27 protein-coding genes are annotated in these 22,730 nt (G+C 39.3%); 19 read left to right on the forward strand and 8 right to left on the reverse strand.

Features of this window, described 5'->3' with window-relative positions; all coding sequences use genetic code 11:
• The first annotated feature begins 219 nt into the window (after window positions 1–219).
• From trmJ to iscX, 10 genes are all read left to right on the forward strand, one after another.
• Window positions 220–939 carry a tRNA (cytosine(32)/uridine(32)-2'-O)-methyltransferase TrmJ gene (trmJ, locus tag BKK54_RS09335; protein WP_077542812.1) on the forward strand — a complete coding sequence of 240 codons (720 nt, stop codon included), beginning with the start codon at window positions 220–222 and terminating at the stop codon, window positions 937–939.
• 50 nt (window positions 940–989) lie between these two features.
• Window positions 990–1,439, forward strand: a complete 450-nt coding sequence (gene iscR / locus BKK54_RS09340; RefSeq protein WP_077542813.1) for a Fe-S cluster assembly transcriptional regulator IscR — start codon at window positions 990–992, stop codon at window positions 1,437–1,439.
• A gap of 55 nt (window positions 1,440–1,494) precedes the next feature.
• On the forward strand, window positions 1,495–2,709 hold the full coding sequence (locus tag BKK54_RS09345; RefSeq protein WP_077542814.1) for an IscS subfamily cysteine desulfurase: 1,215 nt from the start codon (window positions 1,495–1,497) through the stop codon (window positions 2,707–2,709).
• Between the two features lie 70 nt (window positions 2,710–2,779).
• Window positions 2,780–3,163, forward strand: a complete 384-nt coding sequence (iscU, locus tag BKK54_RS09350; RefSeq protein WP_077542815.1) for a Fe-S cluster assembly scaffold IscU — start codon at window positions 2,780–2,782, stop codon at window positions 3,161–3,163.
• A gap of 54 nt (window positions 3,164–3,217) precedes the next feature.
• Window positions 3,218–3,541 carry an iron-sulfur cluster assembly protein IscA gene (gene iscA / locus BKK54_RS09355; protein WP_077542816.1) on the forward strand — a complete coding sequence of 108 codons (324 nt, stop codon included), beginning with the start codon at window positions 3,218–3,220 and terminating at the stop codon, window positions 3,539–3,541.
• A gap of 17 nt (window positions 3,542–3,558) precedes the next feature.
• Window positions 3,559–4,077 (forward strand): Fe-S protein assembly co-chaperone HscB, encoded by a 519-nt coding sequence (gene hscB, locus BKK54_RS09360; RefSeq protein ID WP_077542817.1) that lies wholly within the window; start codon window positions 3,559–3,561, stop codon window positions 4,075–4,077.
• A 47-nt stretch (window positions 4,078–4,124) separates the two neighbouring features.
• Entirely contained in the window at window positions 4,125–4,811 is a 687-nt protein-coding gene (locus tag BKK54_RS09365; RefSeq protein ID WP_077542818.1) for a DUF2625 domain-containing protein, read from the forward strand.
• Window positions 4,812–4,836: 25 nt separating this feature from the next.
• On the forward strand, window positions 4,837–6,696 hold the full coding sequence (gene hscA / locus BKK54_RS09370; RefSeq protein ID WP_077542819.1) for a Fe-S protein assembly chaperone HscA: 1,860 nt from the start codon (window positions 4,837–4,839) through the stop codon (window positions 6,694–6,696).
• Between the two features lie 76 nt (window positions 6,697–6,772).
• Window positions 6,773–7,114 (forward strand): ISC system 2Fe-2S type ferredoxin, encoded by a 342-nt coding sequence (gene fdx, locus BKK54_RS09375; RefSeq protein WP_077542820.1) that lies wholly within the window; start codon window positions 6,773–6,775, stop codon window positions 7,112–7,114.
• Entirely contained in the window at window positions 7,114–7,308 is a 195-nt protein-coding gene (gene iscX, locus BKK54_RS09380) for a Fe-S cluster assembly protein IscX (protein ID WP_077542821.1), read from the forward strand. The genes fdx and iscX overlap by 1 nt, the downstream gene beginning before the upstream one ends.
• Before the next feature lie 134 nt (window positions 7,309–7,442).
• Here iscX and BKK54_RS09385 read toward each other — a convergent pair whose 3' ends face one another.
• From BKK54_RS09385 to dnaA, 8 genes are all read right to left on the reverse strand, one after another.
• A complete protein-coding gene (locus tag BKK54_RS09385) occupies window positions 7,443–8,066 on the reverse strand; it encodes a class I SAM-dependent methyltransferase (RefSeq protein WP_077542822.1) in 624 nt (207 codons plus the stop codon).
• Window positions 8,067–8,229: 163 nt separating this feature from the next.
• The gene (locus tag BKK54_RS09395; RefSeq protein WP_077542824.1) at window positions 8,230–8,691 is read right to left on the reverse strand and encodes a DUF986 family protein; all 462 of its coding nucleotides are present in this window, start codon (window positions 8,689–8,691) and stop codon (window positions 8,230–8,232) included.
• 118 nt (window positions 8,692–8,809) lie between these two features.
• The gene (locus BKK54_RS09400; protein WP_077542825.1) at window positions 8,810–9,646 is read right to left on the reverse strand and encodes a PTS mannose transporter subunit IID; all 837 of its coding nucleotides are present in this window, start codon (window positions 9,644–9,646) and stop codon (window positions 8,810–8,812) included.
• A 13-nt stretch (window positions 9,647–9,659) separates the two neighbouring features.
• A complete protein-coding gene (locus BKK54_RS09405) occupies window positions 9,660–10,460 on the reverse strand; it encodes a PTS mannose/fructose/sorbose transporter subunit IIC (RefSeq protein WP_077542826.1) in 801 nt (266 codons plus the stop codon).
• A 10-nt stretch (window positions 10,461–10,470) separates the two neighbouring features.
• The gene (gene manX, locus BKK54_RS09410) at window positions 10,471–11,445 is read right to left on the reverse strand and encodes a PTS mannose transporter subunit IIAB (RefSeq protein ID WP_077542827.1); all 975 of its coding nucleotides are present in this window, start codon (window positions 11,443–11,445) and stop codon (window positions 10,471–10,473) included.
• Between the two features lie 236 nt (window positions 11,446–11,681).
• The gene (gene recF, locus BKK54_RS09415) at window positions 11,682–12,758 is read right to left on the reverse strand and encodes a DNA replication/repair protein RecF (RefSeq protein ID WP_077542828.1); all 1,077 of its coding nucleotides are present in this window, start codon (window positions 12,756–12,758) and stop codon (window positions 11,682–11,684) included.
• Window position 12,759: 1 nt separating this feature from the next.
• Entirely contained in the window at window positions 12,760–13,860 is a 1,101-nt protein-coding gene (gene dnaN / locus BKK54_RS09420; RefSeq protein ID WP_077542829.1) for a DNA polymerase III subunit beta, read from the reverse strand.
• Window positions 13,861–13,869: 9 nt separating this feature from the next.
• Window positions 13,870–15,228, reverse strand: a complete 1,359-nt coding sequence (gene dnaA, locus BKK54_RS09425) for a chromosomal replication initiator protein DnaA (protein ID WP_077542830.1) — start codon at window positions 15,226–15,228, stop codon at window positions 13,870–13,872.
• Between the two features lie 328 nt (window positions 15,229–15,556).
• Between dnaA and rpmH the strand changes: the two genes are divergently transcribed.
• From rpmH to BKK54_RS09470, 9 genes are all read left to right on the forward strand, one after another.
• A complete protein-coding gene (rpmH, locus tag BKK54_RS09430) occupies window positions 15,557–15,691 on the forward strand; it encodes a 50S ribosomal protein L34 (protein ID WP_005539760.1) in 135 nt (44 codons plus the stop codon).
• Between the two features lie 11 nt (window positions 15,692–15,702).
• Window positions 15,703–16,062, forward strand: coding sequence for a ribonuclease P protein component (gene rnpA / locus BKK54_RS09435; protein ID WP_077542831.1), 360 nt, complete (start codon window positions 15,703–15,705; stop codon window positions 16,060–16,062).
• On the forward strand, window positions 16,026–16,286 hold the full coding sequence (gene yidD, locus BKK54_RS09440; protein ID WP_077542832.1) for a membrane protein insertion efficiency factor YidD: 261 nt from the start codon (window positions 16,026–16,028) through the stop codon (window positions 16,284–16,286). The genes rnpA and yidD overlap by 37 nt, the downstream gene beginning before the upstream one ends.
• A complete protein-coding gene (gene yidC, locus BKK54_RS09445) occupies window positions 16,286–17,905 on the forward strand; it encodes a membrane protein insertase YidC (RefSeq protein WP_077542833.1) in 1,620 nt (539 codons plus the stop codon). The genes yidD and yidC overlap by 1 nt, the downstream gene beginning before the upstream one ends.
• Window positions 17,906–18,041: 136 nt before the next feature.
• Window positions 18,042–19,400, forward strand: a complete 1,359-nt coding sequence (mnmE, locus tag BKK54_RS09450) for a tRNA uridine-5-carboxymethylaminomethyl(34) synthesis GTPase MnmE (RefSeq protein ID WP_077542834.1) — start codon at window positions 18,042–18,044, stop codon at window positions 19,398–19,400.
• Between the two features lie 12 nt (window positions 19,401–19,412).
• A complete protein-coding gene (locus BKK54_RS09455; RefSeq protein WP_077542835.1) occupies window positions 19,413–19,979 on the forward strand; it encodes a manganese efflux pump MntP in 567 nt (188 codons plus the stop codon).
• Between the two features lie 63 nt (window positions 19,980–20,042).
• Window positions 20,043–21,905, forward strand: a complete 1,863-nt coding sequence (locus BKK54_RS09460; RefSeq protein ID WP_077542836.1) for a SurA N-terminal domain-containing protein — start codon at window positions 20,043–20,045, stop codon at window positions 21,903–21,905.
• 122 nt (window positions 21,906–22,027) lie between these two features.
• Window positions 22,028–22,381 (forward strand): purine nucleoside phosphoramidase, encoded by a 354-nt coding sequence (hinT, locus tag BKK54_RS09465; protein WP_077542837.1) that lies wholly within the window; start codon window positions 22,028–22,030, stop codon window positions 22,379–22,381.
• The gene (locus tag BKK54_RS09470) at window positions 22,378–22,728 is read left to right on the forward strand and encodes a YcfL family protein (RefSeq protein WP_077542838.1); all 351 of its coding nucleotides are present in this window, start codon (window positions 22,378–22,380) and stop codon (window positions 22,726–22,728) included. Before hinT ends, BKK54_RS09470 begins: the two co-directional genes overlap by 4 nt.
• Window positions 22,729–22,730 lie beyond the last annotated feature (2 nt).

Consider the following 22,730-nt stretch of genomic DNA (forward strand, 5'->3'; position numbering starts at 1 on the left):
ATCCTTCACGACCCACCATTTGTCCAATTTATACTTAAAGTTTTTCTTAGTTTTCTAATATTACTCATCTAGTCTAAAAGCTAGTCTTTGCGTTCTCTCATTTATAGTTGTCCACTTTATTGATAAGTAATCTTTATCATTAAGATAAGAAAATTCTGACCTAAATTAAAGGTTATTGTGATAGAATATCCCTCATATTTAGTCAGATAATAAAGTATTATGCTTGATAATGTCCGTATTGTTCTCATCGAAACTTCACACAGTGGAAATATTGGTTCTGCGGCAAGAGCGATGAAGACTATGGGGCTTTCTCAACTATGTCTTGTTGCGCCTAAGGCAATTGATGAACAAGCTCTTGCACTTGCGGCTGGGGCGGAAGATATTGTCAATAATGCACATATTGTTTCTACGTTTAATGAGGCTGTTTCTGATTGCTCTTTAGTGGTAGGTACAAGTGCACGTTTACGTCATCTACAGAGCACATTGATCGAGCCTAGAGAGTGTGCGAAAAAAGTTGCACAACATCAAGGAAATGTTGCTATCGTTTTTGGACGAGAACGTGTGGGCTTGCATAATGATGAATTACTTAAGTGTCATTATCATTTAACGATTCCGGCTAATCCTAACTATTCCTCGTTAAATTTGGCCATGGCGGTTCAACTTGTCTGCTATGAATTACGTATGGTACAGCGAATAGAACAAAGGTATTCTGATATCAGTTCTGACAGCCAATATGCAACAGCACAGGATATGGAATATTTTTTCAAGCATACCGAGCGACTATATCAAGATCTTGGGTTTATTCAAAATCAAGGTGTGATGCAAAAGTTAAGACGTTTATATAATCGTATCAATATAGAACAGAACGAATTAAATATTTTACGTGGCATGTTAAGTGCGGTTGAGAAACGAGTAAATTTGCCTAAAATAAATAGTTGATTAGTTTAGTCGGATATGTAAAGATTATCAGGATTTTTTAAGGAAACTTTATGAAACTTACCTCAAAGGGGCGTTATGCTGTGACGGCTGTTTTGGATATAGCATTAAATTCTAGCGTTGGTCCTGTAAACCTTGCTGATATTTCTGAACGTCAAAATATTTCACTATCTTATTTAGAGCAGCTTTTTGCTAAGTTACGCCGTGGAGGATTGGTAAAAAGTGTCCGTGGACCTGGTGGGGGGTACCAACTTGGTTTACCAAGCGAACAAATTTCTGTCGGCATGATTATTTCTGCAGTGAATGAGAATATTCATGTTACAAAATGTTTGGGAGGAGGAAATTGCCAACAAGGTACGGAATGTTTAACTCATACCCTTTGGGAAGAATTAAGTAATCGTATTGAAAGCTTTTTGAATGACATTACCCTGGCAGAGCTTGTAAATAAGCATGTTAAGGCTCATTCTCATCGCACTGAAAATTTAATATTAGTCAATCAATAGGAAAGTAGCCGTTTATTTTAAGGCGGTCAAATTTAGAATGATTTTAGGAGTGAAAATGAAATTACCTATTTATTTGGATTATGCAGCAACCTGTCCGGTAGATGAACGAGTTGCTAAAAAAATGATGGAGTTTTTAACCATTGATGGCACGTTCGGGAATCCGGCTTCACGCTCCCATAAGTTTGGTTGGCAAGCGGAAGAGGCAGTAGATATTGCACGTAACCAAATTGCTGATTTAATCGGAGCGGATTCTCGTGAAATTGTATTCACATCTGGCGCAACAGAATCTGATAACTTGGCGATTAAAGGTGCTGCGCATTTTTATCAAACCAAAGGTAAACATATTATTACCTGTAAAACCGAACATAAAGCGGTACTAGATACTTGTCGTCAATTAGAACGTGAGGGTTTTGAGGTAACTTATTTATCGCCGGAATCTGATGGTCTCATTGATTTAGAAAAATTCAAAGCAGCACTTCGTCCTGATACGATTTTAGTGTCTATTATGCACGCAAATAATGAAATTGGTGTGTTGCAAGATATTAAAGCGATAGGCGATCTTTGCCGTGAAAATAAAACTCTTTTCCATGTTGATGCAACCCAAAGTGTGGGGAAAGTCGCAATTAATCTTTCCGAATTGCCGGTAGATTTAATGTCAATGTCTAGTCATAAGCTTTATGGACCTAAAGGTATTGGGGCATTGTATGTACGCCGTAAACCACGTGTGCGTTTAGAAGCGATTATTCATGGTGGTGGTCATGAGCGTGGTATGCGTTCCGGTACGTTACCCGTTCACCAAATTGTGGGTATGGGTGAGGCTTATCGTATTGCAAAAGAAGAAATGGCAACAGAAATGCCTCGTTTGAAAGCGCTTCGTGACCGTTTATATAACGGTTTGAAAGATATTGAAGAAACTTATGTTAATGGTTCTATGGAACATCGTCTTGATAATAATTTAAACATTAGTTTTAATTATGTAGAAGGTGAATCACTAATGATGGCATTACGTGATATTGCGGTTTCATCCGGCTCTGCTTGTACTTCTGCAAGCCTTGAACCATCTTATGTATTAAGAGCATTAGGCTTGAATGATGAACTAGCACATAGCTCAATTCGTTTCACTCTGGGACGTTATACAACCGAAGAAGAAATTGATTACACCATTAATTTGATGAAAGGTGCGGTTGAAAAATTGCGTGCTTTATCTCCATTATGGGATATGTTCAAAGAAGGGGTTGACCTCAACACCATTGAGTGGTCTGCTCACTAAGGTTTCATTTGCCGTTGATGATGATAGTATAAAACGGCATTTATTATTGATTTGAAAAAGGAAAGTTAATATGGCTTATAGCGAAAAAGTAATTGACCATTATGAAAACCCACGCAATGTGGGGTCAATGGATAAAAAAGACAGCACGGTTGGCACGGGAATGGTTGGTGCCCCGGCTTGTGGTGATGTGATGCAACTACAAATTAAAGTGAATGAAAATGGTATCATCGAAGATGCGAAATTTAAAACCTATGGTTGTGGTTCTGCGATTGCATCAAGCTCATTGATTACAGAATGGGTGAAAGGCAAATCTTTAGAGGAAGCCGGTGCCATTAAAAACAGCCAAATTGCGGAAGAATTAGAACTGCCACCGGTGAAAGTTCACTGTTCAATTTTAGCTGAGGATGCAATAAAAGCAGCAATTGCCGATTATAAAGCAAAGCAAGGTGAATAAATAAAAAAGTGCGGTTGATTTTAACCGCACTTTTGTTGATTTCTTGGGGGAAGAATGAGTATTACATTAACAGAAAAAGCAGCACAACGCGTAAAGGCTTTTTTGGACAACCGAGGAAAAGGTATCGGTTTGCGTTTAGGGGTGAAAACATCAGGATGTTCCGGTTTAGCCTATGTACTTGAGTTTGTGGATGTATTAAATGAGGAAGATCAAGTCTTTGAACAGCACGGTGTAAATGTGATTGTCGATCCAAAAAGTTTAGTGTATCTCAAAGGTATCGAATTGGATTATGTCAAAGAAGGCTTGAACGAGGGGTTCAAATATAATAATCCAAATGTGAAGGAATCCTGTGGCTGCGGTGAAAGTTTCCACGTTTAAGTTTGAGTTAAAAGATAATGTTAAATCCCTTTGAAATTTTTGATTTACCTGTTGATTTCCAGTTGGATACACAAGCGTTAAATAGCCGTTATCTGGAATTACAAAAGGCTTTACACCCTGATAATTTTGTTTCCGCCAGTGCCTCAGAGCAGAGAGTGGCAATGCAAAAATCAACAGAAGTGAATGATGCCTTAAAAACGTTAAAAGATCCGATTCTTCGTGCAGAAGCGATTGTTGCAATTCACCTAGGTGAACAACAAGATATTGAACAAAAGAGTACACAAGATATGGCGTTTTTAATGCAACAGTTACAATGGCGTGAGCAGTTGGAAAATGTAGAACGCCAAAAAAATGAACAAGCATTGGATGCACTGGCAGCCGAAATCCAGCAAGAAACACAGCAATTATTGACCGCACTTTCTCATAGTATCCAGACCCAACAGTGGACTCAGACCACGCAACTTTGTGATAAATTACGCTTTACACGTAAACTCAAAGAAGAAATTGAACGTGTAGAGGAACGCTTTTTTGAATGATAAAGTGCCGGTGAAAATGACCGCACTTTTAGTGATGTAACCCTATTATGCAAACTCTCGAACAATTGATTTCCCCAGAAGCTTCTGCTTGGCCTACACTTTTAAAATGGATTGAACAGGCTCGCAATCATTGCCGAGTCATAAAGAAAGATCAGTCTAGTGCTGAACGTGAATTATTTACCATGCAAATGCCTACTTCATCCCCTATGGGCGCAGTGATTTATGAAACGGGTGGTATTCTTATTCATTATGGTTGGTTACGTATTTTAGGCTCAGGGAGCTTTCAATTACCACGGGGGCTGATGGATTGGAATTTTAGTAAATCTTTTAAAGAATCAGGGGAAAAACCGCAATATTTATTGGCGGCAGATGATGTCATTGGGGGCTATTTTGCGTTAAACGGTGGTTCTTTGGGGAATAATCTCGGTAAAGTTTACTATTTTTCGCCAAAAGATTTAGTTTGGCATAATTTGAATTTTACTTATACGGAGTTTCTAGCTTGGGCATTAAATGGCGATTTGGAAGCGTTCTACCAAGGCTTATTTTGGCAAAATTGGCACGAAGAAGTGAAACAACTTGATGGTAACCAAGTGTTTGTCTTCACTCCGGATTTAAACGAAGATAAAGCGATGACAATGGATCAACGCCAAAAACGTGAAGTGAATATTGAAACCCATTATAATGCCTGTTTCGTTAAAAAAGATAAATTTGAAATGGCTTATTCTGTGGAATAACTTATTGAAATAGAAAAGAAATATTATGGCATTATTACAGATTTCAGAACCCGGACAAACCGCAGCGCCTCATCAACATCGTTTAGCGGTAGGAATTGATTTAGGGACAACCAATTCCTTGATTGCGTCCGTAAGAAGCGGGCAAGCCCTGATTTTAAATGATGAGCAAGATCATAGCCTCGTCCCCTCCGTCGTGTATTATGGAAAAAATGGCAAACAGGTGGGGAGAGGCGCGTTTGCTCAAGCATCAAGTGATCCTAAAAATACGGTAATTTCCGCCAAACGCTTAATCGGTCGGAGCTTAAGTGATGTACAGGCTCGCTATCCAACGATGCCTTATGATTTTGTGTCAAGTGAAAATGGCTTGCCATTAATTCTCACAAACCAAGGGAAAAAAAGCCCTGTGGAAGTGTCGGCTGATATTTTGGCACATTTAAACCACATCGCAGAACAGCGTCTTGGCTCAGAACTTTCAGGGGTTGTGATTACCGTCCCTGCCTATTTTGATGATGCTCAACGCCAAAGTACGAAAGATGCTGCACGTTTGGCAGGATTGAATGTATTACGCTTATTAAATGAACCTACCGCAGCGGCAGTAGCATACGGTTTAGATAGTGGCCAAGAAGGGATTATTGCCGTTTATGATTTAGGCGGTGGCACCTTTGATATTTCTATCCTGCGTTTATCCAAAGGTGTGTTTGAGGTATTAGCAACCGGTGGTGATACAGCATTGGGGGGCGATGATTTCGATCATTGCATTGCTGACTGGGTGGTCAAACAAACACAGTGCCAACCACAAAATGTCAATCAGCAACGTGAACTGTTAACCCTTGCCTGTCAAACAAAAATTGCTTTGAGCAAGACGGAAAGTGCGGTCATTTCTTGGCAAGATTTTTCCATTACAATGACACGTGATCAATTTAATGAATTAATTCATCCTCTTGTAAAACGCTCGTTACTCGCTTGTCGCCGAGCATTAAAAGATGCGAATGTGGAGGCAGATGAGATTCAAAATGTAGTGATGGTCGGTGGTTCAACACGTGTGCCTTATGTTCGTGAGCAAGTTGGCGAGTTTTTTGGTAAAACACCATTAACGTCCATTGATCCGGATAAAGTCGTTGCACTAGGGGCGGCGATTCAGTCGGATATTTTAGTTGGCAATAAAACCGATGCCAATATGTTATTGCTTGATGTCGTGCCGCTTTCACTTGGTATTGAAACTATGGGGGGATTGGTGGAAAAAATCATTCCACGAAATACCACGATTCCTGTTGCCCGAGCGCAAGAATTTACTACCTTTAAAGACGGTCAAACGGCTATGTCTGTACATATTGTGCAAGGTGAGCGTGAATTAGTGGAAGATTGCCGTTCACTGGGGCGCTTTACCCTACGTGGCATTCCGCCAATGGCTGCCGGTGCTGCGCATATTAGAGTGACCTATCAAGTGGATGCTGACGGTTTATTAAGTGTCACTGCCATGGAAAAATCTACAAAAGTGCAGGCATCTATTCAAATTAAGCCTTCTTATGGTTTAACGGATGAAGAAGTGACGGCGATGATCAAATCTTCCTTTGACCATGCACAAGAAGATTTGCAGGCTCGTGAGTTGGCGGAGCAACGTGTGGACGCCGATCGTGTGATTGAGAGTGTGATTGTGGCATTACAGGCAGATGGTTCAGCGTTGCTTAGCACTGAAGAATTTCACCATATTGAGGCGGTGTTGGAACAATTGATAGCCCTGAAACAAGGTCATGATCGTCATGCTATCGCTCAGGGTATCAAAGCCTTAGATGCTGCTACGCAAGAATTTGCTGCAAGGCGAATGAATGCCAGTATTAATCGAGCCTTAACCGGTAAGAATGTATCGGATATGGAAGAATTGTAAGGAAAAGAGCGGTTAAATTGAGATGATTTATTTAACCTAAGTTGTTTTTTAAGCATTGTGATTTGAGGAAAGTATTATGCCAAAAGTGATTTTTTTACCAAATGAAGAATTTTGCCCAGAGGGTATGGTCGTGGATGCGGCTACCGGTGATAACTTATTAGACATCGCACATAATGCTGGGGTAGAGATTCACCACGCCTGCGATGGTTCTTGTGCTTGTACCACTTGTCACGTGGTTATTCGTGAGGGATTTGATTCTTTAAATGAAACCAGCGATCAAGAAGAAGATATGTTGGATAAAGCTTGGGGTTTAGAAATGGATAGCCGCCTTTCTTGCCAGTGTGTTGTGGGTGAGGAAGATTTAGTAGTGGAAATTCCAAAATATAATCTTAATCATGCTAATGAGGCGGCTCACTAATGAAATGGACGGATTCACAACGTATTGCGGAAGAATTGTATGATCGCTACCCAGATCTTGATCCTAAAACCGTACGTTTTACGGATTTACATCAGTGGATTTGTGAATTAGATGGTTTTGATGATGATCCACAGAAATCTAACGAGGCGATTCTTGAAGCGATTTTATTGAAGTGGCTTGATGAGTTTGAATAAGCGTATTTTTCAATGAGTTAATACTCTATTATTAGAGGGTAATTAAGAGATAAGGAATCTGCTCCCTAGCTTGGATAATTTCAAGCTAGGGAGCAGGTTGTTTTAATTCTCAAAAATTCTCTTTTATCCTGTACTTAATCAGTTAATTTTTGCACATATAGCTGATATCCGGGTAGTCCCTGAAGTACATGTACTTTTCGTTGATAAGTATTGACATAATGGTCCACCGCAGGTTTTACTAACAAATAGTGATCATCTTCAGTTGGCTTGTTTGGTGACCAAAGGTAATCATCAAATGCAATAATACCGTTGATTTTTACCAATTTGTGGGCAAGTAGGGCATCAAGTAATACATCAGGTGCTTCGTGGGAACCATCCACATAAATAAAATCAAAATAATTGTTATAACTATTGGCGAGTAATTCAATCATTTTAGGATGAGAGTAGCCTTTATGTTTTGTTATTGCAATTTTTAACTTGTTGAGTTTTTGACAAGCTAAATTGAGATTATGGTCAAAGCGGTTTTCAACAGAACTCATATCCCAACGTCCTATATGTTCACGCCCACCTTCCCAACTATCAATACAGTGAATTTCAATTTCACGATGGAACTCAAGTGCTTTTTCTAAGAAATGAACCGTCGAACGCCCTTCAAAGGAACCTACTTCTAATATTTTTTGTGGTTTAAAATGGTTAAAAATTGCATCTAAAGACGGTAAATTATGGCTAAACCAGTCAGAAGAAAAGATATAATCTATTGGTTGGTTGGTTGGTTGGTTGGTTGGTTGGTTGGTTGGTTGGTTGGTTGGTCATGTTTCCTCCTAAATTATTAAGCGTCAACCATTTTATAGTATTTTTATATTTGCTATCAATCAACAAGCTTTTTAAAGAAAATCTCTCTATCTCTTTTATCTTAATCCATTATTTGTCTGCACCGAAAAAATTTACTACACGCTGGCCGTCTTCTTCTCGAGCTAGAGGAGCAAAGAGAGATTTTTTATTCTTCAAATTAATGATTAAAATATTATTTTGAGTGAGATTTAATTGGTGTATTTTTTGATAATCAATATAAATATTGAGATAGAAAATGCCTTCGGTTTTGAATATGAGCATCGAGGTACGGAAAAAGGTATTGTAAATTGCCAATATAATAATGGCAGCTAGCAAAAATAGGGTGGTTGATGAAATATAGCCTGATTGTGTAAAAGATTGATAAACCAAAATTATAATTAGGCCAATAAAGATCAGAGAATCAATTTTATGTTGTTTTTTTAATGGAACTTTTAATTTGGTTTGTCCCTTTCTCTTTTCTATGAGGAATTGTTCGTAAATTGCATAGGAAAAAAAGAGAAGGATTGTGAGGAATAAGATGACATTTACCATAAGTTACCTTTAAATAAAAACACTCATATTGAAAATGAGATTGGGGCAGATTATATAATTTGTGATGTTGTGCTGAAAATATACCGCTTGATCAAGCGGTATATTTTATGAGAGCGGGTTATGCCAGAATACCTGTCCATGCACCAAAGATACCAATAGCGAAGAAACCAATGATAATCCATAATGCATTGACTCGGTTACGCAATAACCACATACAAGCAAAGGTAAGTAATAATGGCAATAACCCCGGCATTAAACTATCTAAAATGCCTTGTACAGTTGTCGTTTCTACTGTGCCGTCTTGTTTTTCTATTACGGAGACAACAAGAGGAACGTTAATGCTTGTCCATTTTTGTACTAATGCCCCCATAATAAATAAGCCAAGAATAGAAGCACCTTCGGTGAGTTTTTGTAGTAAACCACCGCTCATATCTTGTACCACATTTAAGCCTTTTTTATAACCATAAGTGACACCAAAATAACGAGTAGCCAATCGCACCAAATTAAAGAGAATAAAGAAAAGTAGCGGACCAAGAATACTACCGTTTAGAGCTAGGCCGGCCCCTAATGCGGCAAATACAGGACGTGCGGTTCCCCAATAGATAGGATCACCTACACCGGCTAAAGGCCCCATTAATCCGACTTTGATCCCATTGATTGCGGCATCATCAATTGGTTTTCCATTAGCTCTTTCTTCTTCCATTGCAATGGTTACACCTAATACTGGGGCCGCAACGAAAGGTTGAGTATTAAAAAACTCAAGGTGGCGTTTCATTGCATCCTTACGTTCTTGTGAGTGAGGATCCGGATATAAACGTTTAATAACAGGTGCCATTGAATAAGCAAAGCCTAGAGCCTGCATTCGTTCAAAATTCCAAGAACCTTGAAATAAATTAGAGCGGCGGACAACCGCATTTAAATCACTTTGTGTTACTTTTTTTACTTCTGTTGTCATAATTTGCCTCTCATTAGTCTAATCTGTTGTCAAGGTGATTATCGTTGCTTACCGTTTGTACGACATTTTTACTTTGGTTGTATTTAGGGTGAAGTTGGATGTAAAGGATCGCCATAACCGTTCCCAATACACCTAATGCGACCAAGTTAAAATTGGTAAATGCTGCGATAACAAAACCGGCATAGAAGAATGGCATTAGGTGGCCTGCCCTCATCATATTAATGACCATGGCATAACCTACAATGGCAATGAAGCCTCCTGCAATTTTTAATCCCATTGTAATCACTGGCGGAATTGCCTGTAACATTGTTTGTACACTATCTGTGCCGGCTGTTAAAGCCACAATTAAAGCCGGAATCGCAATACGCATTGCTTGAAGTAAAAGTGCAGAACGGTGAATCCAATCAAGCTTGGTTAAATCACCGGTTTCTACCGCATTATCCGCGGCATGTTGGAAACCCACGGTAATTGCACGCACCACATAGGTGAGAACTTGTCCGGCAGCTGCAAGTGGAATCGCCAGAGCAATTGCCGTTGGAATATCTTGTCCGCCAACAATCACTAACAAAGTTGAAACCACGGAAGCTAATGCCGCATCAGGCGCAAGTGCTGCACCGATATTCATCCAGCCTAAAGCGAGTAATTCTAATGTACCACCCACAATAATCCCTGTTTTCATATCGCCTAGCACTAAGCCAATAAGAGTACAAGCAATTAACGGACGATGTGTTTGCCATTCATCAAGAATAGATCCCATACCTGAAATACAGGCACAAAGGAAGACCAGCACAATTTGTAAAGTAGAAATTTCCATAGTGATTTCCTTAGATTAAGTTATTTTTCTTTAATAAATCCATCATATATTGACGGCTATCGTTTGAAACTTTGCGCACATCCAATTCAATGCCTTGGGCATCTAATTGTTTGAAGGCTTCAATATCTTTGTCATCTACGGCAACGGCGCTAGTGATCATTTTTTTACCTTCACGATATGCCATTCCCCCGATATTGATAGAATCGAATTTTACCCCAGCCTCCATTAAACGCACTACATCTGTTGGATTGGTGAAGAGTAACATCATTCGTTCATCAGTGTATTCAGGGTTATTGTAAACTCGGATCATTTTATCAATATCCACAACATGCGCTGTGACACCCGGTGGTGCAACGCTTTTCAGCATAGTGGAACGTACGCTGTCTTTTGCCACATCATCATTGACAACCACGATACGGCTCACCTTGCTTTCTTTTGTCCAGCGGGTGGCTACCTGACCGTGAATTAAGCGATCATCAATTCGAGCTAAACCAATAGTTAAATGCCCATTCCCTTGATTATCTACTTGAGCCGGTTTATCCGGTTGTGCAAGATCGGTCTGTTTTGGTTGAGTTTCTTCCGGTTCATCAAAGCGTAAAGCTCGAACACCGGTGCGACCTGTTTCTAAAGCAATGGCGACCAGTTCCGGTAAAGACGGCTCATCATCTCGAGCCATAAAGGTTTCTACTAACATAGGCACATTTACCCCGGTGACAATATCAATGTTGTCTTTGCCTTCGGCAACACGATTTGCCGCATTAAATGGGCTACCACCCCAAGTATCGACTAAAAAGAGTACTTGATCACAATGTGCGAGATCAGTTGATAATTTTTGTTGATATTTGCCCATAATGGTTTCTGCATTTTCACCTGGGACAAAATCAATAAATGCTACATTTTCTTGTTCACCTATTAGCATCTCAGTAGTTCTGAGAAGCTGTTCGGCTGCTACCCCGTGAGTAGCTATAATGATAGCAATGCTCATTGACGCTCCTTACATTAAGTTTGATAAATTTAAGCCGCGCGGATTATAGCAATAAATTTTTAGTTTACTTGCCTTTATTTTTAGAAAAGGTGATATGAATCACATTTTTGATGAATATCTATGCATTATTAGGGAGAGGTACGACCTCGTAACGAAAGGAAAGGGAATTGAGTAATGGAGAGAATACTACGCTTGATATTGTATTTGGCGTGATTTTTTGTGAGGAAAGAGAGCGCTTATAAAGCGTGGATCACACCCTCTTTCACATCAAATAATTGCCCTTTTTCCATTGGCATTTCTTTCAGCTGTTCTAATGTGATTGCAGTGACAAAAACTTGTGAACCAATTTGTTGTAGGCGTTCTGAGAGTAATGTTCGTTTGAGTGGATCTAATTCTGAAGCGAAATCATCTACTAAAAAAATACAATGGCGTTGCTTTTCTTCCATTAAATGTTCGCCTTGGGCGAGGCGTAAGGCACACATCAGTAATTTTAATTGTCCGCGAGAAAGCACATCTTCCACAGGCAATCCATTCGCTTTAAAACGAAAATCTGCTTTTTGTGGCCCGGAAAACGTGTAGCCAAGGGATTTATCTCGCTCAAAATTTTGTTCCAGTAAATCACTATATTCAGTATCTTTGTCCCAACCTTGATGGAAACTGACGCTAATCTCTAATTCCGGTAAAAATAGTTGGCAGGTTTTTTCAATATTTGGGCGTAAGGCTTCTGCATATTCTGAACGCCAAGTACTAACATCGTGAGCCAGTTTTGATAATTCAATATCCCAGATTTTTATTGCTGCATAGGGTTGATGTTGACTGAGTGCAGCATTGCGTTGTTTTAATAGGCGATTTAGGTTGCGCCAAGCAGAATGAAAATGAGTGTGATGGTGGAATAAACCCCAATCTAAAAATGCTCGGCGATAGCTTGGCCCGCCATTAAGCAAAGTTAAGCCTTCCGGTGTGATAAGCTGCATCGGGAGTAAGTGAGCAAGATCGGAAATTTTGTTTCCATCTTCACCATTGATTTTAACAATGCTGTTACCTTGGCGAAGTTTCTGTAATCCTATTGACCACTGATGTTGGTTTTCTTGGATATTCGCAAACAACGTAAAGTGTGGTTCATCATAAGAAATAATGCGATTTGTGACCGCACTTTTAAAGGAACGCCCATGCCCGAGATAGAAAATTGCTTCTAACAAGCTGGTTTTTCCGCTCCCGTTATTGCCGACTAAAAAGTTAAAGCCGCGATCTAATTCAAGATCAACGGCATTTAAATTTCTAAATTTCTCAATCAGTAAACGGGAAATTGCCATTTTATAGACGCATTGGCATAATCACGTACTCGCTGCTGCTATCTTCACAGTCTTCAATTAAGCAGCTAGAGGACGCATCCGTTAGGCGAATACGTACTTGTTGGCATTTTAAAGCGTTAAGTACGTCTAGAATATAAGTAACATTGAAACCGACCTCCAGTTCTTCACCGGAATAGATCACATCAACAATTTCTTCCGCCACTTCGTGTTCCGGATTGGAGGCGGTGATTTTAAGTTGGTTTTCACTTAAGTTTAAGCGTACGCTACGTACACGTTCATTGGAAAGAATAGAGGCTCGCACAAAAGCTTGTTTTAGGGTATCCCAATGACCTTCTACAATTTTATCGGCATTGCGTGGTAATACACGACGGTAGTCAGGGAAACGCCCATCAATCAATTTTGATGTAAAGGTAATATGATTGAGATGAATGCGAAGATTATTCGTGCCAATTTGTAAACGGGCAGGTTCTTCACTGCTTTCCAACAGACGATTTAATTCCAGCACCCCTTTGCGTGGCAAAATGACCGCATGATTTTGTAATTCCTGATCAAGAGCAATGGTGCAAACTGCCAGTCGGTGTCCGTCCGTTGCAACGGTACGGAGTAAGTTACCTTCCGTTTCAAATTTCATACCATTTAAAAAATAGCGCGCATCTTGGTTTGCCATCGAAAACTGGGTCGCTTCAATTAAACGGTGTAAGGTATTTTGTGGTAAGGCAAAATCTACTTCCGATTGCCAATCGGTTAGATTTGGATAGTCTTCTGCAGGAAGCGTGGTGAGATTAAATTTACTTCTGCCTGATTGCACAATTGCACGATCTTCTTCAAATGTGACGGTAATTTCAAATTCGTCAGATAATGTGCGGCAAATATCTAAGAATTTTTTTGCCGGAATAGTGAAGTTACCATTTGTTGTGGAAGAAGAAAGTTGAGTTTGCGTTGAAAGCTCGACTTCTAAATCCGTACCGGTAATGGTTAAGCGGTTATTTTCAATTTGCAGTAATACATTATTCAATACGGGAATATTTGGGCGACTGCTTAATACGCCACAAACTTGTTGTAACGGTTTTAAGAGATTTTCTCTAGAAATACTAAATTGCATGGTGGCTCCTTATGCAGATAAGGTACGAATTAAATTCGCCCAGTCTTCTTGAATACTATTATCTTTTTCACGAAATTTTGGCACTTCACGGCAAGCGTTTAGCACGGTGGTATGATCACGATCAAAAGCACGTCCAATTTCCGGTAAACTACGGTTGGTTAATTCTTTTGCCAGAGCCATAGCAATTTGGCGAGGACGGGTTACCGAGCGTTGACGACTTTTGGATTTTAAATCCGACACTTTGATTCGATAGTATTCCGCTACAGTTTTCTGAATGTTATCAATCGTCACCAAACGTTCTTGTAAAGCAAGAATATCTTTTAGAGTATCACGCACAAAATCAATATTAATCTCGCCACCTTTAAAATCCTGCATTGCTTTCACTCGATTGAGTGCCCCTTCTAATTCACGTACATTCGTGCGTAAACGTTGAGCGATAAAAAATGCCACTTCTTCCGGTAAGTGCATTTGATGCTCTTCCGCTTTTTTCAATAAAATTGCTACACGGGTTTCTAAGTCCGGTGGTTCAATAGCTGTGGTTAATCCCCAGCCAAAACGGGATTTTAAGCGTTCTTCAATTTTCTCAATTTCTTTAGGATAGCGGTCAGAGGTTAAAATAATCTGGCGACCAGTCTCAAATAAGTTATTGAAAATATGGAAAAACTCTTCTTGGGTTTTTTCTTTTTCGGCGAAAAACTGAATATCATCCACTAAAAGGGCATCAAGTGAACGATAAAACTTTTTAAATTGATCCATATTATTATCACGCATCGCTTTTACCATGTGTTGCATGAAATTATTTGCGTGAATGTAAAGGACACGGGCATGAGGTTTATTGGCTAAAATCCCATTGCCAATAGCGTGCAATAAGTGGGTTTTTCCTAAACCGGTACCTCCATATAAGAAAAAGGGATTGGCAGCCGCCTCACCGGGGGCTTGTGCCAATTTTTGCCCGACCGCTCGAGCTAATTGGTTAGATTTCCCCTCCACAAAATTCTCAAACAAATGTTTTGTGTTGAGGTGTGATTCAAACTTCTGTGGTCTTTCAATTTCAGCCCCAATATTGACCGCACTTTCTCTTTGTTGAGACGGTACCGGTGGCACTGTTTTAGGCGTGGGTTTCACGCCCTCTTTAAGGATAATTTGTAACTTGGGATTTTGTGAAAGTGTTTGGCAAATTTGGTGAATTTGTGCAAGGTAGTGTGTTTCTACCCAACCTTTGACAAACATATTTGAAGCATAAAGCACGATTTGATCTTCAGAAACAACATCAGCCTGTAGTGGACGAAGCCAAGTACTTAAATCGGTCGCTGAAACTTGATCTTGCAATTGAGAAAGGCAGCTTTGCCAAAGATTAGAAAGGCTCACGATAAATTATCCTTAGGTTATGCTTTTTCCATTTGTAATGCGTAGTAAATCACAATTCAAAGTGCGGTCAAAAATTCTTGCGGATTCTACTATAATTTTGAAAAAAAATCTTCTTTCAAAAGAGAGAAAAGGATAAAAAGGTTTGCTTGAGATTCTTGCTGAAATCAGTATAATCCGCCCTGATTTTTTAAACAAACGGGCGATAGTTTGATAAATATCCCTTTCTTTGTTTGACGGCAGCCCAATTTATGTTTAGAATTGCGCTCTATTTTTTTAACCCCTGTTTTGGATTCAAAACACGATAATTTTTTGATTTAGGTAGATTACAATGAAACGTACATTTCAACCTTCAGTATTAAAACGTAGCCGTACCCACGGTTTTCGCGCTCGTATGGCAACTAAAAACGGCCGTCAAGTTTTAGCTCGTCGTCGTGCTAAAGGTCGTAAAAGTTTATCTGCATAATCGCTTTCTTAGTGGTTAAACTAAACTTTTCTAGGGAGTTACGTCTGCTAACTCCCCTTCAATTTAAAAATGTCTTTGAACAACCGTTTCGAGCTAGCACGCCTGAACTAAGTATTCTCGCCAGAAAAAATAACCTTGAACATCCCAGATTGGGTTTAACTGTCGCTAAAAAACATTTAAAACGTGCGCATGATCGCAATCGAATTAAGCGTTTAGTGCGTGAAAGTTTTCGCTTGTATCAACACCAGCTACCTGCTTGTGACTTTGTTTTTGTGGCAAAAGGCGGGATAGCGAAGCTTGATAATGTCACATTTCGTCAAACGCTGGAAAAATTATGGCTACGACATATTCGCTTGGCTCAAAAATCTTAATTGCTTTAATCCGAATTTATCAAGTTATTATCAGTCCTTTGATTGGCCCCCGTTGTCGATTTGTTCCTACTTGTTCGTGTTATGGCATCGAGGCTTTAAAAAACCATGGATTGTTAAAAGGTGGTTGGCTTACATTAAAACGTGTATTAAAATGTCACCCTTTGAATGCGGGTGGATTCGATCCGGTTCCACCAAAAACCAATAATAACGATGAGAAAAAATAATGGACTCAAGACGTAGCCTGTTAGTGTTAGCACTAATTTTTATTTCTTTCCTTGTTTATCAGCAATGGCAAATGGATAAAAATCCACCGCCTGTACCTGCACAAACAACTTCAATTATTTCAGATGTACCTGAAAGTTCCTCTTCATCGACACAAATTGCGTCTGATTCAGCACTTAAAGGGCGTTTAATTACCCTAGAAAATGATGTTTTACGCTTGAAAGTAGATACTTTGGGGGGAGATGTAGTAAGTTCTGAGCTCTTGAAATATGATGCTGAGTTAGATTCTAAAACACCATTTGTGCTACTAAAAGATTCTCCGGAACATATTTATATCGCACAAAGTGGCTTGATTGGTAAAAATGGGATTGATACCAAATCCGGACGTGCACAATATCAAATTGAAGGTGATCATTTCAAATTAGCAGAAGGGCAAGATTCTCTTTCTGTTCCATTAATTTTTGAAAAAGAAGGGATAACCTATCAAAAAGTCTTTGTTTTAAAACGTGGTAGCTATGATCTTAGTGTAGATTATAAAATCAATAACCAAAGTACTGAAGCTATTGAGATAGAGCCTTATGGTCAATTAAAACATACATTAGTGGAAAGTAGCGGCAATGTGGCGATGCCAACTTACACCGGTGGGGCTTACTCTTCATCAGAAACCAACTATAAAAAATACAGCTTCTCGGATATGAAAGATGCTAATCTTTCCATCAATACCAAAGCCGGTTGGGTCGCAGTATTACAACATTACTTTGTTTCTGCATGGATTCCGAATCAAGATGTGGATAATCAACTTTATACTCTCACCGATACAAAAAATAATGTGGCTTCTATCGGTTATCGTGGTCCGATTGTAACAATTCCTGCCGGTGCGCAAGAAACAATTTCCAGCTCATTATGGACAGGCCCTAAGCTTCAAAATGATATGGCAAAAGTTGCAAATCACTTAGATTTAACCGTTGATTACGGTTGGGCATGGTTTATTGCAAAACCGTTATTCTGGTTGCTTACTTTCATTCAAAGTATTGTGTCTAACTGGGGTTTAGCGATTATTTGTGTAACTATCGTTGTTAAAGCGATTTTATACCCTCTCACTAAAGCACAATATACCTCTATGGCGAAAATGCGTATGCTACAACCAAAAATGCAAGAAATGCGTGAACGTTTTGGTGATGATCGTCAGCGTATGAGCCAAGAAATGATGAAACTCTATAAAGAGGAAAAAGTGAATCCATTAGGTGGTTGTTTACCCATCCTTCTGCAAATGCCGATTTTCATTGCGTTATATTGGACATTTATGGAAGCCGTTGAACTTCGTCATGCGCCATTCTTTGGTTGGATTCAAGATTTATCTGCACAAGATCCATATTACATTCTGCCGATTTTGATGGGGATTTCGATGTATTTGTTGCAAAAAATGTCGCCGACACCGGTGGCTGATCCAATGCAGCAAAAAGTGATGAATTTTATGCCATTAATCTTTATGTTCTTCTTCCTTTGGTTCCCGTCAGGTTTAGTTCTGTACTGGTTGGTGTCTAACTTAATTACCATTGTACAGCAACAGCTAATTTATCGTGGGTTAGAGAAAAAAGGACTACATTCTCGTAAGAAATAATCTTTAACTATATAGAAAAGGCATCGAAAGGTGCCTTTTTTATCATTGAGTATTTGAATATATTTTCGATGGTGTGTAATCACCCTATTTTATTTTAAGCCGCAATAAAAGTGCGGTCATTCTTAGAAGAGTTTTTATGAAAGAGACAATTGTTGCTCAAGCTACCGCACCGGGGCGTGGTGGTATTGGGATTTTAAGAATTTCAGGCCCGTTAGCAACCCGTGTTGCACAAACGGTATTAGGTAAGTGTCCAAAACCAAGAATAGCGGATTACTTGCCCTTTAAAGATGCAGATGGAACAGTGTTGGATCAAGGCATTGCTTTATATTTTAAATCTCCCCATTCTTTTACGGGTGAGGATGTATTGGAATTACAGGGGCATGGTGGGCAAGTCGTCCTTGATTTATTGCTGAAACGTATTTTGCAAATTGAGGGGATTCGCTTAGCACGTCCGGGAGAGTTTTCTGAACAAGCCTTTTTGAATGATAAATTAGATTTAGCCCAAGCTGAAGCTATTGCAGATCTAATTGATGCAACATCTGAACAAGCCGCGCGCTCAGCGTTAAAATCCCTACAAGGTGAATTCTCCCGTAAAGTGAATGAATTGGTTGATTCAGTTATCTACCTACGCACCTATGTGGAAGCGGCAATTGATTTCCCTGATGAAGAAATTGATTTCTTAGCCGATGGTAAAATTGAAGCGAATTTACGTGGAATTATTACCCAATTAGATGATGTACGCCGTGAAGCAAAACAAGGTGCGATTTTGCGTGAGGGGATGAAGGTCGTGATTGCAGGTCGTCCGAATGCGGGTAAATCCAGTTTGTTGAATGTCCTTGCCGGACGTGAAGCCGCGATTGTGACTGAGATTGCCGGAACAACACGTGATGTGTTGCGTGAACATATTCATATTGATGGTATGCCACTGCATATTATTGATACGGCAGGACTTCGTGATGCAACAGATGAAGTCGAGCGAATTGGCATCTCACGAGCATGGACGGAAATTGAACAGGCTGATCGTATTATTTTAATGCTTGATAGTACTGAGCTTGATACTCTAGATCTCGACAAAGTGCGGTCAGAATTTTTGGAAAAATTACCCGCTACAATTCCCGTTACGATAGTACGTAATAAAATTGATGTAAGCGGCGAGTCGGATGGATTGACGGAAGAAAACGGCTATCAAGTGATTCGACTATCTGCTCAAACCCACAAAGGTGTGCAATTACTACGTGATCATCTAAAAAAGACAATGGGCTTTCAAACCGGTATGGAAGGTGGGTTTCTGGCACGTCGTCGTCATTTAGATGCCTTAGAAAAAGCCGCAGAGCATTTACAAATTGGTCTAACACAATTGACGGAATTTCATGCGGGAGAATTATTGGCGGAAGAATTGCGTTTAGTTCAAACGAATCTAAGTGAAATCACGGGACAATTTACCTCCGATGATCTGCTTGGAAATATTTTCAGCTCATTCTGTATTGGTAAGTAAAGGCTGAGAGTAATGGCATTTTATACATTATGGATTATTGCATTAGGGCTTTCGATGGATGCCTTTGCTGTTGCCATTTCCAAAGGATTAGCAATGCGATCTTTTTGTTGGAAACAGGGATTAATAATTGCTTTGTGTTTTGGTTGTTTTCAAGCCATGATGCCGTTTATTGGTTATGTATTAGGTTCACAATTTAGCGCAATGATTCAAAATTGGGATCATTGGGTTGCTTTCATTCTCCTATTGTTAATTGGTACAAATATGATTCGTGAAGGTTTCACCGACGAGGGAGAAGAACAGATTTTGGAGATAATCAATGTTAAACGGCTACTTACTTTGGGTTTGGCAACAAGCGTTGATGCTTTGGCTGTTGGTATTTCATTTGCTTTTTTGCATGTGAATATTATCGAAGCGGTATGGGTGATTGGTTTTACAACTTTTATGATTTCTTTTATTGGAGTGAAGAGCGGTCATTTTTTAGGGAAAAAATTTAAAAGTAAAGCGGAAATTTTTGGTGGCTTAATACTGATGATTATGGGCGTTAAAGTCCTATTTGAACACGGTGTATTCGCATTTTAAGGTGCGATTTTTTTCACTTTCGATTATAATCTGCAAAATTTTTGTCTTTCTAAAAGGGTAAGTATGTTGATTGAAAAAATGCATGGTGTGGCAAACACCAAGATTGCTAAGTTTATTCTCGGGCTAATTACTGTTTCGTTTTTAGTCGGGGGAATGTCCGGTTATTTGTTTAGCACAAACGATACCTATGCAGCTAAAGTTAATGGTGAGACTATTTCTCAGCAGTATTTTATGGAGCGTTATAATCAAGAATTTGAAGCACGTGCGGCACAAGAGGGCGAATCTTTTTTAACCCAATCTGATTCACCTGTGTTTGTTAATGCTTTGCGCCAAGGCTTAATTGAAGGTTTAGTGGATCAAGAGTTGCTTCGTCAGTATGCAAAAGAACTGAAATTAAGTGTCAGTGATGAGATGATTAAGCGTGCTATTGTTTCTGATCCTAATTTTCAATCTAATGGTAAATTTGATAATGCTTTATACCAACAAATCCTTGTGCAAAATCGTTTAAGTTCGGATGCTTATGCAAGTATTCTACGTGCTGCCCTCACGCTAGAACAAATGCAAAAAGGCATTGCGGACAGCGAATTTGTGGTGCCTGTCCAAGTTAAAGATAATGCACAGGTTTTCTTCCAAAAACGTGTAGCACGTTTAGCGACCTTATCTCTTTCAGAGGCAATGGAAAAGCAAAATGTATCTGAAGAGGAGATTAAAGTCTACTATGAGGCAAATCAAAAAAACTTTGTTCAACCTGAGCAAGTCAAAGTGCAATATATTGAGGTTTCCGGTGCTGATGTATCAAAAGGTATTAAGGTAAGTGATGTTGAGATTGCACAATATTATCAAGACAATAAAGCGCAATTTATGTCTCAGCGTTTAGCACATATACAATTCGCTAATGAAAAAGACGCACAGTCAGCCTATCAAGCATTACAAAATGGAGCAAATTTTGCAGAGCTAGCCAAAGTGCATTCATTGGATAAAATTTCAGGCGAAAACGGGGGGGATCTTGGTTGGATTAATACAAATGAATTGCCGAAAGCTTTTGAAGAAGCCGCACTCGTACTTCCTGTAGGGAAATATAGTGAACCGGTGAATGTTGATGGCAATTTTCACCTTATCTTAGTAGAAGAGCGGAAAGAGAAAACATTGGATGAGGTAAAAACACACGTTGCCGATCTCGTGCGCCGCTCCTTATTAGAAAATCATTTTTATTCGATTGAAAAAAATATGAGTGAAAAAGCCTTTGAGGACAGTAAATCTTTAGAAGGCGCAGCGAAAGTAGCAGGGGTGAAAATTCAAGAAAGCGGTTATTTTTCTCGTCAAAATATACCGGCTGAGTTAAATTTCCCTAATGTGGTTTCTGCGATGTTTGAGTCGGATATTTCCAATGGGGGCGTTAATTCAGAACCATTGAACGTGGGTGAACAGCATTTCGTTTTAGTTCGTGTATTAGATCATAAGGCGGAAGGCGTAAAAGTGTTCGAGGAAGCAAAAACAGATATCGAAACGTTCTTAAAACGTGAGAAAGCAGAAAACGCTTTAATAGCAACAGCAACACAATGGGTAGATGCTCTTCCTGCAAATCCGAATAAATTGCCGGAGGGAATGACTTTCTCGCCAGCACAAACTTTCAGTTTTGCTGAAACTCAAGATCCGATTTTAATCAATGGCATTTTTTCGATGGAAAAGCCTGAACAGGGAAAGGTCTCTTATAAAGTGGCACGTAATAGTAAAGGCGATGTGATTGTGGTGGCACTTGAGAAGGTAGAACAAGGTTCATTAAATAAGGAAGAATTAGCGCAATTTGGTACTCAACTAAACCAAGCTCGTCAGGTGGAGCTACGTGCGCAACTTTTACAGGCCTTACGTGATAAGGCTCAAATTGAAATAAATGAATCTTTTATTAAACAAGAAGACGAAAATTAATGATTAAAGCCTATGCTCTCATAGGCTTTTTGATGGCAAAGGTAAATTGCAATTCAATTTAATTTTTGATAAAAAGTGCGGTAGTTTTTAACCGCATTTTTTCATTGATGAAAGGAAATCCTATGGTAGAAGAAACGATTTTTAGTAAAATTATTCGTAAAGAAATTCCGGCGAATGTTGTTTATCAAGATGAGCTTGTGACAGCATTTCGTGATATCTCTCCACAAGCAAAAACTCATATTTTAATCGTTCCCAATAAATTAATTCCAACTGTAAATGATGTTACTGAGCAAGATGAAGTTTCTCTTGGGCGTTTATTTACCGTGGCAGCAAAATTGGCTAAACAGGAAGGAATAGCGGAAGGGGGGTATCGACTCATCGTAAATTGTAATAAACATGGTGGGCAAGAGGTGTTCCATATTCATATGCACCTTGTTGGTGGTGAACCCCTTGGAAAAATGTTGGACAAATCATGAAAAGATTACTGATAGCACTGATGCTTTGTATGCTCGCAGCCTGCTCAAGCCCTGTACCGAATTTAGTTCATACAAACCGTCCGATTTTGAATATCACTGCCGACCTTTCGCCCTTAGTCGAAGTTAAAACAGACTTCAATTCAGCTTGGGTAAAAAATAAAAGTATTCAACCTATAAATGTGAATTATCACCTTTTCTGGTATAACGAACAGGGGGTGACACAAGTTTGGGAACAGCAGCGTGAAAGTATGATGGGTAATCTATATCTACAAGCACAAGAACAAAAGTCTATTGAGCTTGCTAAACCAACACCGGAAAGTACAAATTATCGTCTTTATTTACAATAAAT

Origin of the sequence: Rodentibacter genomosp. 1 (genome assembly GCF_001999285.1) — a bacterium.
Taxonomy (GTDB): Bacteria; Pseudomonadota; Gammaproteobacteria; order Enterobacterales; family Pasteurellaceae; genus Rodentibacter.

Bases quoted from the DNA above. Each gene is read 5' to 3' on its own strand.
- BKK54_RS09470 (WP_077542838.1), top strand. From the start codon at position 22,378: ATGAAAAGATTACTGATAGCACTGATGCTTTGTATGCTCGCAGCCTGC.
- hscA (WP_077542819.1), top strand. From the start codon at position 4,837: ATGGCATTATTACAGATTTCAGAACCCGGACAAACCGCAGCGCCTCAT.
- hinT (WP_077542837.1), top strand. From the start codon at position 22,028: ATGGTAGAAGAAACGATTTTTAGTAAAATTATTCGTAAAGAAATTCCG.
- iscA (WP_077542816.1), top strand. From the start codon at position 3,218: ATGAGTATTACATTAACAGAAAAAGCAGCACAACGCGTAAAGGCTTTT.
- BKK54_RS09345 (WP_077542814.1), top strand. From the start codon at position 1,495: ATGAAATTACCTATTTATTTGGATTATGCAGCAACCTGTCCGGTAGAT.
- BKK54_RS09455 (WP_077542835.1), top strand. From the start codon at position 19,413: ATGGCATTTTATACATTATGGATTATTGCATTAGGGCTTTCGATGGAT.
- BKK54_RS09400 (WP_077542825.1), bottom strand. From the start codon at position 9,646: ATGACAACAGAAGTAAAAAAAGTAACACAAAGTGATTTAAATGCGGTT.
- manX (WP_077542827.1), bottom strand. From the start codon at position 11,445: ATGAGCATTGCTATCATTATAGCTACTCACGGGGTAGCAGCCGAACAG.
- trmJ (WP_077542812.1), top strand. From the start codon at position 220: ATGCTTGATAATGTCCGTATTGTTCTCATCGAAACTTCACACAGTGGA.
- iscR (WP_077542813.1), top strand. From the start codon at position 990: ATGAAACTTACCTCAAAGGGGCGTTATGCTGTGACGGCTGTTTTGGAT.
- BKK54_RS09405 (WP_077542826.1), bottom strand. From the start codon at position 10,460: ATGGAAATTTCTACTTTACAAATTGTGCTGGTCTTCCTTTGTGCCTGT.
- BKK54_RS09460 (WP_077542836.1), top strand. From the start codon at position 20,043: ATGTTGATTGAAAAAATGCATGGTGTGGCAAACACCAAGATTGCTAAG.
- BKK54_RS09365 (WP_077542818.1), top strand. From the start codon at position 4,125: ATGCAAACTCTCGAACAATTGATTTCCCCAGAAGCTTCTGCTTGGCCT.
- recF (WP_077542828.1), bottom strand. From the start codon at position 12,758: ATGGCAATTTCCCGTTTACTGATTGAGAAATTTAGAAATTTAAATGCC.
- hscB (WP_077542817.1), top strand. From the start codon at position 3,559: ATGTTAAATCCCTTTGAAATTTTTGATTTACCTGTTGATTTCCAGTTG.
- iscU (WP_077542815.1), top strand. From the start codon at position 2,780: ATGGCTTATAGCGAAAAAGTAATTGACCATTATGAAAACCCACGCAAT.
- mnmE (WP_077542834.1), top strand. From the start codon at position 18,042: ATGAAAGAGACAATTGTTGCTCAAGCTACCGCACCGGGGCGTGGTGGT.
- yidC (WP_077542833.1), top strand. From the start codon at position 16,286: ATGGACTCAAGACGTAGCCTGTTAGTGTTAGCACTAATTTTTATTTCT.
- iscX (WP_077542821.1), top strand. From the start codon at position 7,114: ATGAAATGGACGGATTCACAACGTATTGCGGAAGAATTGTATGATCGC.
- fdx (WP_077542820.1), top strand. From the start codon at position 6,773: ATGCCAAAAGTGATTTTTTTACCAAATGAAGAATTTTGCCCAGAGGGT.
- yidD (WP_077542832.1), top strand. From the start codon at position 16,026: ATGGCTACGACATATTCGCTTGGCTCAAAAATCTTAATTGCTTTAATC.
- BKK54_RS09395 (WP_077542824.1), bottom strand. From the start codon at position 8,691: ATGGTAAATGTCATCTTATTCCTCACAATCCTTCTCTTTTTTTCCTAT.
- rpmH (WP_005539760.1), top strand. From the start codon at position 15,557: ATGAAACGTACATTTCAACCTTCAGTATTAAAACGTAGCCGTACCCAC.
- dnaN (WP_077542829.1), bottom strand. From the start codon at position 13,860: ATGCAATTTAGTATTTCTAGAGAAAATCTCTTAAAACCGTTACAACAA.